12 protein-coding genes are annotated in these 14,941 nt (G+C 66.1%); 8 read left to right on the top strand and 4 right to left on the bottom strand.

From position 1 onward, the window contains the following. The first annotated feature begins 56 nt into the window (after positions 1-56). The 6 genes from EXE63_RS07960 to EXE63_RS07935 all read left to right on the top strand — a co-directional run bounded on the left by EXE63_RS07960 (position 57) and on the right by EXE63_RS07935 (position 7,579). On the top strand, positions 57-1,238 hold the full coding sequence (locus tag EXE63_RS07960; RefSeq protein WP_168141486.1) for an LLM class flavin-dependent oxidoreductase: 1,182 nt from the start codon (positions 57-59) through the stop codon (positions 1,236-1,238). Beyond that, positions 1,235-3,082: a flavin-containing monooxygenase gene (locus tag EXE63_RS07955; RefSeq protein WP_168141485.1), complete on the top strand. Its 1,848-nt coding sequence runs from the start codon at positions 1,235-1,237 to the stop codon at positions 3,080-3,082. The genes EXE63_RS07960 and EXE63_RS07955 overlap by 4 nt, the downstream gene beginning before the upstream one ends. After that, positions 3,079-3,912, top strand: a complete 834-nt coding sequence (locus tag EXE63_RS07950) for a TauD/TfdA dioxygenase family protein (protein ID WP_168141484.1) — start codon at positions 3,079-3,081, stop codon at positions 3,910-3,912. Before EXE63_RS07955 ends, EXE63_RS07950 begins: the two co-directional genes overlap by 4 nt. Further along, complete coding sequence (locus EXE63_RS07945; RefSeq protein WP_168141483.1) at positions 3,909-4,820, top strand: SDR family NAD(P)-dependent oxidoreductase; 912 nt, start codon at positions 3,909-3,911, stop codon at positions 4,818-4,820. Before EXE63_RS07950 ends, EXE63_RS07945 begins: the two co-directional genes overlap by 4 nt. Further along, complete coding sequence (locus EXE63_RS07940; protein WP_168141482.1) at positions 4,817-5,971, top strand: CaiB/BaiF CoA transferase family protein; 1,155 nt, start codon at positions 4,817-4,819, stop codon at positions 5,969-5,971. The genes EXE63_RS07945 and EXE63_RS07940 overlap by 4 nt, the downstream gene beginning before the upstream one ends. A 303-nt stretch (positions 5,972-6,274) precedes the next feature. After that, positions 6,275-7,579, top strand: coding sequence for an HNH endonuclease signature motif containing protein (locus tag EXE63_RS07935; protein ID WP_168141481.1), 1,305 nt, complete (start codon positions 6,275-6,277; stop codon positions 7,577-7,579). 144 nt (positions 7,580-7,723) lie between these two features. On the opposite strand, the gene htpG is transcribed toward EXE63_RS07935, so the two are convergent. The 3 genes from htpG to hglS all read right to left on the bottom strand — a co-directional run bounded on the left by htpG (position 7,724) and on the right by hglS (position 12,434). After that, positions 7,724-9,631, bottom strand: a complete 1,908-nt coding sequence (gene htpG / locus EXE63_RS07930) for a molecular chaperone HtpG (protein ID WP_168141480.1) — start codon at positions 9,629-9,631, stop codon at positions 7,724-7,726. 62 nt (positions 9,632-9,693) lie between these two features. Beyond that, positions 9,694-11,238 (bottom strand): L-piperidine-6-carboxylate dehydrogenase, encoded by a 1,545-nt coding sequence (gene amaB / locus EXE63_RS07925; RefSeq protein WP_168141479.1) that lies wholly within the window; start codon positions 11,236-11,238, stop codon positions 9,694-9,696. Continuing rightward, a complete protein-coding gene (hglS, locus tag EXE63_RS07920) occupies positions 11,235-12,434 on the bottom strand; it encodes a 2-oxoadipate dioxygenase/decarboxylase (RefSeq protein ID WP_168141478.1) in 1,200 nt (399 codons plus the stop codon). Before hglS ends, amaB begins: the two co-directional genes overlap by 4 nt. Positions 12,435-12,452: 18 nt before the next feature. On the opposite strand from hglS, the gene EXE63_RS07915 reads away from it, so the two are divergent. Next, entirely contained in the window at positions 12,453-12,914 is a 462-nt protein-coding gene (locus EXE63_RS07915; RefSeq protein WP_105364441.1) for an Lrp/AsnC family transcriptional regulator, read from the top strand. Positions 12,915-12,963: 49 nt separating this feature from the next. Beyond that, positions 12,964-14,304, top strand: coding sequence for an L-lysine 6-transaminase (gene lat, locus EXE63_RS07910; RefSeq protein WP_168141477.1), 1,341 nt, complete (start codon positions 12,964-12,966; stop codon positions 14,302-14,304). Here lat and EXE63_RS07905 read toward each other — a convergent pair. After that, positions 14,291-14,824 carry a restriction endonuclease gene (locus tag EXE63_RS07905; protein WP_234904420.1) on the bottom strand — a complete coding sequence of 178 codons (534 nt, stop codon included), beginning with the start codon at positions 14,822-14,824 and terminating at the stop codon, positions 14,291-14,293. The genes lat and EXE63_RS07905 overlap by 14 nt on opposite strands. Positions 14,825-14,941 lie beyond the last annotated feature (117 nt).

Genomic DNA, 14,941 nt, shown 5'->3' with positions numbered 1-14,941 from the left:
GATTCGATGCGCTCAGCACAGCGAATCACGCCCAAATCACGAGAAGGAGAGACAATATGAAGGTCAATCTCGGTACCGGTGCGCAGAACTCGCTCGACTGGGAACGGGTCATGGCGGGCGATTTCAGCAGCCCGCCCGCGACGCCGGACTACAAGTGTGTGCAGGCCGCGCTGGCGTTGGGTGACCTGGCCGAGCCGCTCGGCTATGACGGCATCTGGTTCCCCGAACATCAGGGCACTCCGTACGGCATGACGCCCAACCCGATTCAGGCGCTCACCTACTTCGCGGGCCGCACCGAGCGGGTCAGCCTGGGTACCTTCGTCGCCGTCGCGCCGTGGTGGAATCCGGTGCGACTGGCCCACCAGATCGCCTACCTCGACATCGTCTCCAACGGCCGCTACAACACCATCGGTATCGGCCGCGGGGTGTCCAAGACCGAGTTCGACGCCGTCGGAGTGCCCCGCGAGCAGAGCCGGCAGCGGTTCAACGAGACACTCGACATTCTCGAGCTGGCGTTCTCCGGTGAGCGGTTCTCCTATGACGGTGAGATCTTCAGCTTTCCCGAGATGTCGCTGCGCCCCGAACCGCTCAGCAAGGACCTGTTCTCCCGCATCTTCAGCTCCTCCTCGACGGCCGAATCGCTGGAGATCCTGTCCCGGCGCGGCATGGTGCCGCTGTTTGTCGGCAACAAGCCGATCTGGGATGCCGGCGAGGAGGTCCGCAAGGTCAACACCTTCCGCGCCGAGGAGGGCTTCGAGCCCTGTCAGCCCAAGAACGTGATGTTCATGTACGTCACGGAGAAGGAAGACGACACCCTCGCCGCACTCACCGAGCAGTGGATCTGGACCGCCAATCGCGACGTCAACGTCCACTACGGCTTCGCCGATGCGTCGAACTTCAAGGGCGTCAGCGGCTATGAGGCCTACGCGGCCCGCGAGGCGACCGCCACCGCGGTGCTCGCCTCCTCGGTCACCGGCGACCAGAAGAAAGGCGGCCCGCCCGGGTACCACGCCTCCAACCTGCTCATCGGAACCCCCGAGGTGGTTTTCGAGAAGCTCAAGGCCGCCCAGGAGGCGTGCTCGTTCTCCGAGGTGACCATCGTCCCGCAGTTCGGCACCATGCCCTATGAGGACGCTTTCGAGAGCACCAAGCTGTTCGCCAAGGAGGTGCTGCCGGCCATACACGAACTGGCGGCTCCGCTGCATCCCGCCGCCCTGCCGGAGAACGTCACCGTATGACCGACCAGCAGACCTGTGGGCCCACCGACACCCCGACCGATATCGACATCCCGGCGATCCGGGAGAAGTACGCCGCCGAGCGGGCCAAGCGGTTGCGGTCCGAGGGCGCCGATCAATACCTGGAACTGGAAGGCGATTTCGCCGACTTCTACGAGGTAGACCCGTACACGACGGTTACCGAACGGGACGCGGTCACCGAAGACGTCGACGTGGTGATCCTCGGTGGTGGCTTCGCCGGGCTGCTGGCCGGGGCCCACCTGAAGAAGGCCGGCGTCGAGGGTATCCGCGTCATCGAGATGGCAGGCGATTTCGGCGGTGTCTGGTACTGGAACCGTTTCCCGGGCATCCAGTGCGACAACGACGCCTACTGCTACGTCCCGCTACTCGAGGAACTCGGCTTCATGCCGTCGAAGAAGTTCGCCGACGGCGCCGAGATCTTCCAGCACTGCCGCAACATCGGCAAGCACTTCGGGTTGTACGACGGCGCGCTGTTCTCGACGCAGGTACGCGATCTGCGCTGGGAGGATTCCACCCAGCGCTGGCAGATCAGCACCGATCGCGGCGACGACATCCGGGCCCGGTTCGTGGTGATGGCGCAGGGGTCCTACAACCGTCCGAAGCTGCCCGGCATCCCCGGGATCAAGGATTACAAGGGCCACGTGTTCCATTCCGCCCGCTGGGATTACGACTACACCGGCGGTGACGCCGACGGCGGGTTGGACAAGCTGGCCGACAAACGTGTCGCGTTGGTGGGCACCGGTGCGACCGGCATCCAGCTGGTACCGCATCTGGGCCGGGACGCCAAGGAGCTCTTCGTGTTCCAGCGGACACCGTCCTCGGTCGATGCGCGGTCCAATCCACCCACCGATCCGGAGTGGGCGGCGTCCCTGCAGCCTGGCTGGCAGGCGGAGCGCAAGCGCAACTTCCACAACTGGTCACCGTTCGTCGGCGTGGTATTCGGTGAACCCGACCTGGTGTGCGACTTCTGGACCGAGCTGGGCCGCAACCTGACGGCCCGGATCGCGGGCAGCGAGGATCCCGCCTCGGTGACCATCGAACAGATCATGGCGTTCCGGGAGGAAGAGGACTACAAGATCATGGAGCGGCTGCGCCGCCGCGTCGCCGAGATCGTGGAGGATCCCGAGACGGCCGAGGCGCTGAAGCCGTACTACCGCTTCATGTGCAAGCGGCCGACCTCCAGCGAGCAGTACCTGGCGTCCTTCAACCGGCCGAATGTGACACTCGTCGACGTGTCGGCGTCCAAGGGCGTGGAACGGCTGACGGCCAACGGCATCGTCGCCGACGGTGTCGAATACGAGGTCGACTGCGTGATCTTCGCCAGCGGATTCGAGATCTCCACCGAGATCAGCCGGCGCTTCGCGATCGACAGCATCATCGGCCGGGATGGGTTGTCGCTCTTCGACTACTGGCGCAACGACTACAAGACGCTGCACGGGATGACCACCCGCGGGTTCCCGAACCAGTTCTTCATGGGCTTCATCCAGGGCGGCGTGTCGGCCAACACGACGGCGATGTTCGAGCAGCAGGCCGAGCACATCGCCTACATCATTGCCGAAGCGCAGAACCGCGGTGCCAGGACGGTCGAACCCAGCCAGCAGGGCCAGGATGCGTGGGTCGCCACGGTTCGCGAACTGTCGATCGACAACTCGGCATTTGAATTATCCTGCACACCAGGTTATTACAACAACGAGGGCCGGGGCGGCGCGGAGCGCAACGGCTCCTTCCTCGGTGACTTCTACTCGCCGGGTTTCTACGCCTTCGACGACGTGATCGCGCAGTGGCGGGCCACGGGCGACCTCGACGGACTGGAGCTCACCCCATGACGACCGCGACCGAGGCACTACAGGCACGGGACATCAAGTCCCGCATCGGATCCGAGGTTCGCGCCGACAAGGCAACCCTGCTGTCAGGAGAACACGCCGCTGAGATCCGGGACCTGCTGGAGCAGCGGGGCGTGCTGGTCTTCCCGCAGATCGGATTCAGCGATGAGGAGCAGATCGCCTTCACCGAGACGCTCGGTACCTTCGCCCCGGAGGCTCGCGGGGAGAAGCTGTACAAAGTGTCGTTGGACACCGAGGTCAACAAGCAGGCAGATTATCTGAAGGGGTCGCTGTACTGGCACCTGGACGGGACCATGAACGAGGTGCCGATCCTCGCGTCGCTGCTGCAGAGTGTGGCCCTGGGGAACCCGGATGAAGGCGACACCGAATTCTGCAACACCTACGCCGCCTATGACGACCTGGCCGATGAGGACAAGGCCGAGATCGCGGATCTGCGGGTGATGCACTCGGCGTGGAACACGTTGTTCTACTACGACCCTGAGCCATCGGCGAAGACCCTCAAGCAGATGATGGCCATCGGTGACCGGGAACTGCCCTTGGTGTGGACCCACAAGTCGGGTCGCAAGTCGCTGGTGCTGGGGGCGACCGCGCGCCACATCACTGATATCGACTACACCAGGAGTGCGGAACTGCTGGTGCGCCTGCGTGATTGGGCGACCCAACCGCAGTTCACCTACCGGCACAAGTGGACCGTCGGGGACCTGGTGATCTGGGACAACACCGGCACCATGCACCGGGCCACACCGTATGACCCCCGCTCGGGGCGGCTGTTGCAGCGCACCAAGCTCGAGGGCGAGGAACCGTTCGCTTGACCAGCCAGCTGCGCTTCGACGACCGCGTCGCCGTCATCACCGGCGGCGGACGCGGTCTGGGCCGGGAGTACGCGCTGCTGCTGGCATCGCGGGGCGCCAAGATCGTCGTCAACGATCCCGGCGGCACCCTGACCGGCGACGGGTCGGATGTGGGCCCGGCTCATGACGTGGCGCGCGAGATCATCGCTGCCGGTGGGCAAGCCGTCGCCAGCACTGAGTCGGTCGCCACTCCTGACGGTGGCAAGGCCATCATCGACGCCGCCATCGCGAACTTCGGGCGCATCGACATCCTCATTCACAATGCGGGGATCGTGCGGCGCGGCTCACTCAAGGAATTGAGCTATCAGGATTTCGAGTCCGTGCTCGATGTGCACCTGCGTGGCGCTTTCCACGTGGTGCGCCCGGCGTTTCCGCTCATGTGTGCCGCCGGCTACGGGCGGATCGTGCTCACCTCCTCGATCGGCGGGCTGTATGGCAACCACGGTGTCGCCAACTACGCCGCCGCCAAGGCCGGGCTCGTCGGGCTCACCAACGTGGCCGCACTCGAAGGCGGCGACGAGGGTGTGACGTGCAATGCGATCATTCCGGGTGCGGTCACGAGAATGGCTGAGGGACTGGATACCTCGGCCTACCCGCCGATGGGATCGGATCTGGTGGCGCCCGCTGTCGGCTGGCTGGCGCATGAATCGTGTTCGGTGAGTGGCGAACTGTTCGTGGCGATCGCCGGCCGGGTTGCGCGCGCGTTCATCGCCGAGACGCCCGGTGTGTATCAGCCGTCCTGGTCCATCGAGGACGTCGCGACCAACATCGACGCCATCCGCGATGACACCGCACCGCTGGTGTTCGCGCCGGTGCCCGACGGACACACCGAGCACATCCGCTTCTCGTTCGGGATGGCCGCCCAATGACCGAATTCCAGGGGCCGCTCAAAGGGGTGCGGGTCATCGACCTCACCGCCATGGTGATGGGTCCGTACTGCACCCAGATCATGGCCGATATGGGCGCCGATGTGATCAAGGTGGAACCGCCGGCCGGGGACAACACCCGTTACATCTCGGTCGGTCCCGTCGCCGGGTTGAGCGGTGTCTTCATCAACGTGAACCGCGGTAAGCGGGGCGTGATGCTGGACCTGCAGACGGATGCGGGCAAGACCGCGCTGCGGTCGTTGATCGAAACCGCCGACGTGTTCATCCACTCGATGCGGGCCAAGGCGATCGCCAAGCTGGGGTTCGCCTACGAGGACGTCGCCGCGCTGAACCCGTCCATCGTCTATACGAACTGCTACGGGTATGGCAGGCGGGGCCCGGACGCCGACCGCCCGGCCTACGACGACACCATCCAGGCCGAATGCGGATTGCCTGCGGTACAAGAACAATTGACCGGCGAGGCCAGCTATGTCGGCACCATCATGGCCGACAAGGTGGCGGGTCTGACCGCCCTGTACGCCACCACGATGGCGCTGTTCCACCGCGAGCGCACCGGTGAGGGGCAGGAGGTGGAGGTCAGCATGTTCGAGACTATGGCATCGTTCATGTTGGTCGAACATGCCAACGGCGCCATGTTCGACCCCGCGCTCGGCCCGGCCGTGTATCCCCGCGCGGTGGCGCCCAACCGCAAGCCGTACGAGACCAAGGACGGTCAGATCGCGGCGCTGATCTACAACGACAAGCACTGGCACGCCTTCATCGAGCGGGTGCAGCCCGTCTGGAACAGCGTCGAGTTCACCACGCTCGAGCAGCGCGCCAAGCAGATCGATACCGTGTACGGGCTGGTGGCGCAGACGCTCAAGGAACGCACCACCGAAGAGTGGCTGCAACTGTTCCGCGAACTGGAGATCCCGGCCGCCGCCGTCAACACCCCGGACGCCCTGTTCGACAACGAACATCTCAATGCCGTCGGACTGTTCGAGACCATCGAGACCGCACACGGCCCGATTCGCCTGCCGGGCGTGCCGACCTGGTTCTCCCGGACACCCGGCCGCGTGCACGGTCCGGCACCGGAGCTCGGCGCCGACACCGAGAAGGTGCTGGCTGAACTTCAGGCGCTGCCGCAGAACTAGCAGGTGTTTGTCATCGGCAATGGTGTTGCGCTTGGGGCAGAAGTATCACCACCAAGACCCCTCAAAGTGTCACCGATGTCGTGATGCAGAACTGTCACCGATGTCTTGAGACATGACATTTGCGGGGCCCCGATTCGGCGTACGATCGAACACAAGTTCGAATGCGTAGTTGCTCCCATCATCACCCGGTGAGCACAGACCGCGACTCCGGTCGCCGCGAGGTTCGATGGTCCCCACGGGACTGTGCGAACCGTTGTGACTGATCGTGCCCTTTGGGCACCTTCTGTGAAAGCCGGTATCCACATGGACGCCACTGATCTCGACACCTTCATTGACGCGCTCATCGATGACCTCACGCCGGTGCCTGCGCGCGATGAGGATCGCACACTGTTTCATCTGCTGGACTGCCCGCGTCGGATCGTTGATGAGCAGCCTTTGTTGGCGCTGTTGGTGGCCGCGGTGACCTTGCGCAATCTGGTCGATCATGTGATCGCCCAGGCCGTCGCGGCCGCGGAGCGGGCCGGGATCCCGGCCCGCAAACACCTGCGCTCCGGGGCCGATCTGCTCACCGCCCTGGGTATGGCGCCGGGCGCGGCGTACCGGGCCGCGCGGGTCGGGCGCGCGGCACACACCCTGCCCGCGCTGACCCAGCAGCAGCGTCTCGGTGGGATCGGCATCGAATTCGCCGACGCCATCGGAAAAGGAGTCGCCCATATCAACGCCCGAGCCGAACTGTCCGAGGAAGACCGGGCGGGCGTCGTGACGACGTTGATGATCCAGACCACCCCCTCCGGAGTGGCCAAGAAGGCCCGCGAAATCGCCATCGCGCAGGCCGCCACATCGCAGCAGGACGAGGGCATGGTGCCGGCCGCGGAGAACGCCGACCTCAACGACATGACCGTGGTGCAGGCCGAGGACGGGCGGGTCGCCGCCACCCTGGACCTCGACGGGCTCACCGGGGAGGAGCTGCTCACTGCGCTGGACCCGTTGTGCCGGCCGATACCGCTGCCGGACGGATCCCCGGACCCACGCCCGGTCGGGCGGCGACGCGCCGATGCGTTCGGGCAGATCATGCGTACCTATCTGTCGGGCTCGCAGCGCCCGATGAGCGGTGGCGTGCTGCCGCACGTCACCCTCATCCGCCCCACCGCAGCTGGATCCGTGGACTTTCTCGGGTTCGGTGGTCCCGTCAGCACCCGCACCGCCGACCTCATCAGCTGCGACAGCACCCTCACCTCGGTGACCGTCGACGGTGCCGGCGCCCCGTTGGATGTGGGGCGCGCCGAACGGCTGTTCACACCCGTCATCCGTAAAGGGTTGGCGGTCCGCGACGGTGGGTGCGCGCACCCCGGCTGCGGACGACCAGTCTCCTGGTGCGATGCCCACCACATCCAACCCTGGGCCAGCGGCGGCCACACCAGCATCGACAACGGCGTGCTGCTATGCCGACTACACCACACCGCCATCCACCACGGCGGCTGGCAGGTCTACCTCGGCCCCGACCGCCACCCCTGGTTCATCCCACCCCACGACCCGGCCGGCCCCGAACCGGCACACCTGAGATCCCACGCCCGCCGCACCATGACCACCCTGCCCACCGCCGCATAACCAAAACCACACGGCACCTTGACAACTCCACAGAGAAACAGCCCGCACAGCGGGTCCGGCGGCACAACACGCCGCCGGACCCGCCACCACGAACCGCGCCAACGTGCCCCGCTCAGAGGTGGCCCGCGGCCTGTGCGGCCGGCACTAGAAGGTCTTGGCCAACCGGTCTGCGAGAATGGCAGCGAAGCGCGCCGGGTCGTCGAGGGACCCTCCCTCGGCGAGAAGAGCTGTGCCGTAGAGCAACTCGGCAGTATCGGCGAGCCCTTCCGGTGACGACGCCAGGGCGTCCCGCAGACCCGCGACGAGGGCGTGGTCGGGGTTGAGCTCCAGGATGCGCTTGCCCACGGGCACCTCCTGACCGGAGGCGCGGTACATGCGCGCCAACTGCGGGGTGATGCCGAAGGCGTCGGTGATCAGGCAGGCCGGCGACGACGTCAGTCGGGTCGACAGCCGCACTTCCTTGACGTGTTCGTCGAGCGTCTCCTGCAGCCAGGTGAGCAGATCGGCGAAGTCGCTGCGGTCGGTGTCGGCCTTGTCGTCTGCGGAGCCGAGATCGACTTCGCCCTTGGCCACCGACTGCAGTGCCTTGCCGCCGAACTCCGGCACCGATTCGACCCACACCTCGTCGACTGGGTCGGTGAGCAGCAGTACTTCGTAGCCCTTGGCCTTGAAAGCCTCCAGGTGGGGAGAGTGCTCCAGTAATTGGCGTGATTCGCCGGTCGCGTAGAAGATCTGTTCCTGGTCTTCCTTCATTCGTCCCACGTAGTCGGCCAGCGTTGTGGGCGTGTCCGGACTGAACGTGGACGCGAATGACGACAGGCCCAGCACGGTGTCGCGGTTGTCGGTATCGGAGAGCAGCCCCTCCTTGAATGCGCGGCCGAACTGCGTCCAGAAGGTCGCGTAGTCGTCCGGGCGGTTTGCCTGCAGCTCCTTGATCGCCGAGAGCACCTTCTTGGTGAGACTGCGCCGGATCACCTTGATCTGGCGGTCCTGCTGCAGAATCTCACGAGACACGTTGAGCGACATGTCCTGTGCGTCGACGACACCCTTGACGAATCGCAGGTACTCCGGAATGAGCTCATCGCAGTCGCTCATGATGAAGACCCGCTTGACGTACAGCTGCACACCCGTGTGCCCGTCGCGGTTGAACAGGTCGAACGGTGCCATCGAAGGGATGAACAACAGCGCCTGATACTCGAACGTGCCCTCGGCTTTCATCGCGATGACATCGAGTGGCTCATCCCACGCATGGCCAATGTGCCGATAGAACTCCCGGTACTCCTCCTCGGAGACCTCGCTCTTGGACTTCGCCCACAACGCGGTGCGCGAGTTGACGGTCTCCGTCTCGATGGTGACGGTCGGCTCGCCACCGTCCTCGGTGGCCGGGACCGTCTTCTCGACCTGCATCCGGATCGGCCAGGAGATGAAGTCGGAGTACTTCTTGACCAGCTGCCGGATCTTGAATGGCGCGGTGTAGTCGTGCAGCTCGTCGTCGGCGTCCTCGGGCTTGAGGTGCAGGGTGACTGACGTGCCCTGCGGAGCATCGTCGACGGTGGCGATGGTGTAGGTGCCGTCGCCGCTGGATTCCCAACGGGTGGCGGTGCTCTCGCCGGCCTTGCGGGTCAGCAGTACGACCGAGTCGGCCACCATGAACGTCGAATAGAAACCGATACCGAATTGACCGATGAGGTCGCTGACCTCGCCCTGCTGCTGCGCCTCACTGAGCTTGCGGCGCAACTCACCGGTACCCGACTTGGCGAGCGTGCCGATCAGGTCGACCACCTCGTCCCGGGACATGCCGATCCCGTTGTCGCGGATGGTCAGCGTGCGTGCGGCCTTATCTGCATCTATCTCGATGTGTAGGTCGGACGTGTCGACGTCCAGGTCCTTGTCCTGGTACGCCGCCAGTCGTAGCTTGTCCAGCGCGTCGGAGGCGTTGGAGACCAGTTCCCTCAGGAACGAGTCCTTGTTGGAGTAGATGGAGTGCACCATCAGCTGCAACAGCTGACGGGCCTCGGCCTGGAATTCTCTCTGTTCGACCTGCTCGCTCACAGCCCGCGATATTACGTGCGGCGGGCAGGAGCACAGCGACCCGGGGTTGGACCCGGCCCCGTTCAGCCGAACTGCACGCCCTGGGCGAGCGGCAGCTCGGATGAGTAGTTGACGGTATTGGTGGCCCGGCGCATGTAGGCCTTCCAGGAGTCCGATCCGGACTCCCGGCCGCCGCCGGTCTGCTTCTCGCCGCCGAACGCGCCGCCGATCTCGGCGCCCGAGGTGCCGATGTTGACGTTGGCGATGCCGCAGTCCGAACCGTCGGCGGCCATGAACCGCTCGGCCTCACGGACGTCGGTGGTGAAGATTGCCGACGAAAGTCCCTGTGGCACAGCATTGTTCAGCTCGATCGCGGAGTCCAGGTCATCGTAGGTCAGCACGTACAGAATCGGGGCGAAGGTCTCGTTGTGTACCACCTCGGTCTGCTCGGGCATCCGGACCAGCGCCGGTGCCACGTAATAGGCGCCCTCGTCACCCATTTCGTGGCGGTGTCCGCCGATCACCTCGCCGCCGTCGGCGCGGGCGGCCTCCAGCGCGCCGACCATGTCGCGGTAGGCGCGGGCGTGGATCAGCGGGCCCACCAGGGTGCCCTCGACGGCGGGATCACCGATGGTCAGCGTCTTGTAGGCCGCCGCGATCCGCCGGCACAGCTCGTCGGCGATCGAGGAGTGCACGATCACCCGTCGCATCGTCGTACACCGCTGCCCGGCCGTCCCGGCCGCCGAGAACACGATGGCGCGCACCGCGAGGTCGAGATCCGCTGACGGGGTGACGATGGCGGCGTTGTTGCCGCCGAGTTCCAGCAGTACCTTGCCGAAACGGCGAGCCACCCGCGGGCCGACCTCCTGACCCATCCGCACCGAACCGGTCGCGCTCACCAACGCGACCCGCGGATCGTCGACGAGTTGTTCGCCGATCTCGCGGCCACCCTGGATGAGGCGGGCGACGTTCTCCGACGCGCCGACGTCGGCGCAGGCCCGCTTGAGCAACGCCTGGCACGCGATGGCGGTCAACGGGGTCAATTCCGACGGTTTCCAGACCACGGTGTCCCCGCATACCAGCGCGACCGCGGTGTTCCACGCCCACACCGCGACCGGGAAGTTGAAGGCGGTGATGACGCCGACCACACCGACCGGATGCCAGGTCTCCATGAGCCGGTGGCCGGGCCGTTCGGAGGCGATCGTCTTGCCGTAGAGCTGGCGGGACAGGCCGACGGCGAACTGGCAGATGTCGATCATCTCCTGCACCTCGCCGAGCGCCTCGGAGGTGATCTTGCCGGCCTCCACGGTCACCAGCGTGGCGAGATCGTTCTTGTGCTCGGTGAGCAGTTCCCCGAGCCGCGCCACCAGCGCACCGCGCACGGGAGCCGGAGTGGTCCGCCAGGACAGGAAGGCCGCCGCGGCGGCGGCGATGGCGTCATCGGTCTCGGCCGCGGTGTGCTCGGGAACAGTGAAGAGCACGTCGCCGCTGATCGGGCTGCCCGCGGGCAGCCCCGGCTCGTTCGGTGCCTCGAGCCGGGCGTCGGCGCCGATCGCCTGCAAGGCGACACGTACCCGGTCACGGAGGTCATCGGCGGTGGGGAGGGTACTGGTCTGCATGACGGTCATGATGCCGCTTTCTCGTAGAGGGCGTAAGGGTCGTGAATGTGATGGTCGATGGCGCTCGACATCCAATCGAGGCTGTAGCCCGACGCGTCGGATTCGTACACCGGTTCGGCCTCGGTATCCAGGTTGGAGCGGAAGATGCCGGCTGCCGATGCCGGCAGGAAGTCCTCGTAGACAACCGGTTTCGCCGGATCCCCGCCGCGGTAGTAGGCGAGACCCTCAGCGGCCATGGCCGCATGGGTGTCCGGGAAGTACGCGTGCCAGCGGCCGGGATCGGTCATGGCAGCGTCATAACGTTCGCGACCCGCCGGGGTGAGTGCCACACCGCGTGCCTCGACCTCGCCGAAGCGCACCCGCAGCGTGCCGTCGGACACCGCACCATACCGACCGCGGAACCGTCGCGGTTCGGCGAGTGCCCGAAAGGAAGTCTGGCGCAGCAGCACCGCGGGCCCGGCGGTGCGTGGCGGCCCCTGGATCGCGCCGGTCATGGTGACGCCGCGAGCGGTCATCCGGGCGTACAACTCGTCGATGTCCAGCACGCGGGGCGTGAGGTGGTTGATGTGAGTGGTCTGCACACCGGCGATGTCGGCAGCCACCGCCGACACCGCTGCCAACTCGTCGTACCAGGCCTTGTCGATCGGATCGCGGGACAGCGCGAATGTCGCGGTGGCTCGGCGCACGAAGTCCTCGGCGTCCGCGGGCGGGCAGCCGTCGACGGCGATGCGGCGGGCCTGGGCGATCAGAGCCGGATCGAAGAGCTGACGCCTGCCGATGAATGTGCCCACCCTCTTCCGCAGGTCGGGGGAGAAGAAACGCGTGTCGTCGGTGGCGAGCATCGAGGTGAATACCCGAAAGGGGTTGGCGTCCAACTCGTCCACATCGATGGGCCGGAACGCCGTCGATACCACCGGCACCGGGGAGGCTGCCTCGCGAAGATCGTAGAACCCGACCGGGAACATGCCGAATGCCGCGAAAAGGTCGGCGGCGTCGGCAAGTTCGGTGGCGCTGCCGAGCCGGATCGCACCGTGGCGTTCCGCGGTGACCCGATCCGGCGAGCCGAGGGCCTCGGAGTCGGTGTGATCGCGATTCACCTCGGCGGCGACCTCGACCAGGGTGGTGTAGGCGGGCACCTCCGCGCCGTACATCTGCGACAGCGCAGCGGCGAACGATGCGCGCAGCTGTGAAGTGCGAACGGTCATCTGCGATAGTCTCCGGCCATGGTCGACACCGAGCACCTCGACGATATCGATCGGATCCTGGTGCGCGAGCTCATCACGGATGGACGCGCGACGCTGGCACACCTCGCCGCGACCGCGGGGCTGTCGGTGTCGGCGGTGCAGTCGCGGGTGCGTCGACTGGAATCCCGCGGTGTGGTGACCGGGTACACGGCCCGGATCAACCCCGAGACCGTCGGGCACATGCTGTCGGCGTTTGTGGCCATCACTCCTCTTGATCCCTCTCAACCCGATGATGCTCCGGCTCGGCTGCGCCACATCGACGAGATCGAGTCGTGCTATTCGGTGGCCGGCGATGAGAGCTATGTGCTGTTGGTGCGTGTCGCCTCGGCGCGGACGCTGGAAGACCTGCTGCAACGCATCCGCACGGCGGCCAATGTCCGCACGCGAAGCACCATCATCTTACAGACTTTTTACGATGGAAGAACCAACCTGCCGGAATAGTTACTGTCTAGTGGCGCATAGGTCGTAAAAATTGCGTTAGGATGGCGGCATGACCGCTGTTCTGACTTCTGCTGACCGCCAGCGCCCTGACCGGATCCCGGCCCGTCAGGTGCACGATGTGCTGGGCCGCAACATGCTGGCCGACGGCATGGATCTGGTGCTCGACCTCGAACGATCCCGCGGATCGGTCCTGGTCGACGCCCGCGACGGCCGCCGCTATCTGGACATGTTCACGTTCTTCGCCTCGTCGGCGCTGGGCATGAACCACCCCGCCCTGGCCGACGACGAGATGTTCCGCGCCGAACTGGCGCAGGCCGCGGTGAACAAGCCGAGCAACTCCGATATCTATACCGTGCCGATGGCGCGGTTCGTCGAGACGTTCGCCCGAGTGCTCGGTGACCCGGCGCTACCGCACCTGTTCTTCGTCGACGGGGGAGCGCTCGCCGTCGAGAACGCGCTGAAGGTGGCCTTCGACTGGAAGAGCCGTCACAACGAGGCCCGCGGCATCGATCCGGCACTGGGTACCCGGGTCCTGCACCTACGCGGCGCTTTCCACGGTCGTAGTGGCTACACGATGTCGCTGACCAACACCGACCCCAACAAGGTCGCACGCTTTCCGAAGTTCGACTGGCCGCGTATCGACGCCCCCTACCTGCGCCCGGGTGCCGAGATCGCCGAATTGGAGGCCGAGTCGCTGCGCCAGGCACGCGCCGCATTCGAGGCCCATCCGCACGACATCGCCTGTTTCATCGCCGAGCCCATCCAGGGCGAGGGGGGCGACCGGCACATCCGCCCGGAGTTCTTCGCGGCGATGCGCGCGCTGTGCGACGAGTTCGACGCGCTGCTGATCTTCGACGAGGTGCAGACCGGTTGCGGTATCACCGGAACCGCCTGGGCCTACCAGCAATTGGGGATCACTCCCGACGTGCTGGCCTTCGGCAAGAAGACCCAGGTGTGCGGTGTGATGGCCGGCGGGCGCGTCGACGAGGTCGCCGACAACGTGTTCCACGTGAGTTCCCGGATCAATTCCACCTGGGGTGGCAACCTCGCCGACATGGTGCGCGCTCGGCGCATCCTGGAGGTCATCGAGGCCGATGATCTGATCGCCGATGCCGCCGTGGCGGGGCGGCGTCTGCTGGAGGGGCTGCGGGGGTTGGCCGAGCAGTTCCCCGGCCGGGTGCTCGATCCGCGTGGCCGCGGGCTGATGTGCGCGTTCAGCATGCCCACCGCCGCCGAGCGTGACGAGTTGATCGGGCGGTTGTGGGCCCGGCAGGTGATCATGCTGGCCAGCGGCGCGGACTCGGTGCGCTTCCGCCCGGCCCTCACGGTGACCGCCGCCGAGATCGACACCGCGCTGGACGCGGTGCGCGACGTGCTCAGCGGGATGTAGTCAGGCCGCGGATCAGCCCTTTGAGGCGGGGGATATCGGCGCCGCTGACCAGGATGCACTCGTGGCGTTCGGCCAGTTTTCTTGCCGCCGGCGTGAACTCGTTGTTGGTGACGACCATGGTGTGGGTGCAGTCCTGCATCGCGGCACCGGCCACCACCTCCTGGACGGCGCTGGTGCCGACCGGACGGCTCATCCGTTTGCATTGCACGGCAAGGCGATCCGGGCGACGCCCGATGACGAGATCGACACCCCAATCTCCGGTGATGGACGTCATGATGACCGGGGTGCCGCACGAGCGGGCGATCCGCGCGATGTAGTCCTCGAACTCGGTACCGGACATGGTGTCGATCGGATTCTCGTTCGGGGCCGGCGTGCGTAAGCCCGTCAGGAAATGCGGTACGGCAGCCACCGCGAGTGGGGTGAGCATTGCCGCGGTCAGGGCCAGCGCCCAGCCGCCTCCCGCGGCGTAGGCGACGGCACCAGCGGTGACGCCCACCGCCAGAACGATCTTGATCCGCACGCTCGCATGGTAGGGGACGGCTCCGACAGTCCCGATCGGCGTATGTGCAACCGGAGGGTTGCGCCATGGCGGGGGATGTGCAATTCTTGAGTTGCACATATGCCGAAAAGGGAGAAC

The sequence above is a fragment of the Mycolicibacterium frederiksbergense genome (assembly GCF_012223425.1).
Taxonomy (GTDB): domain Bacteria; phylum Actinomycetota; class Actinomycetes; order Mycobacteriales; family Mycobacteriaceae; genus Mycobacterium; species Mycobacterium frederiksbergense.
Note: the sequence above shows the minus strand (reverse complement) of the source record. Positions and strands in the feature narration are given on the sequence as shown.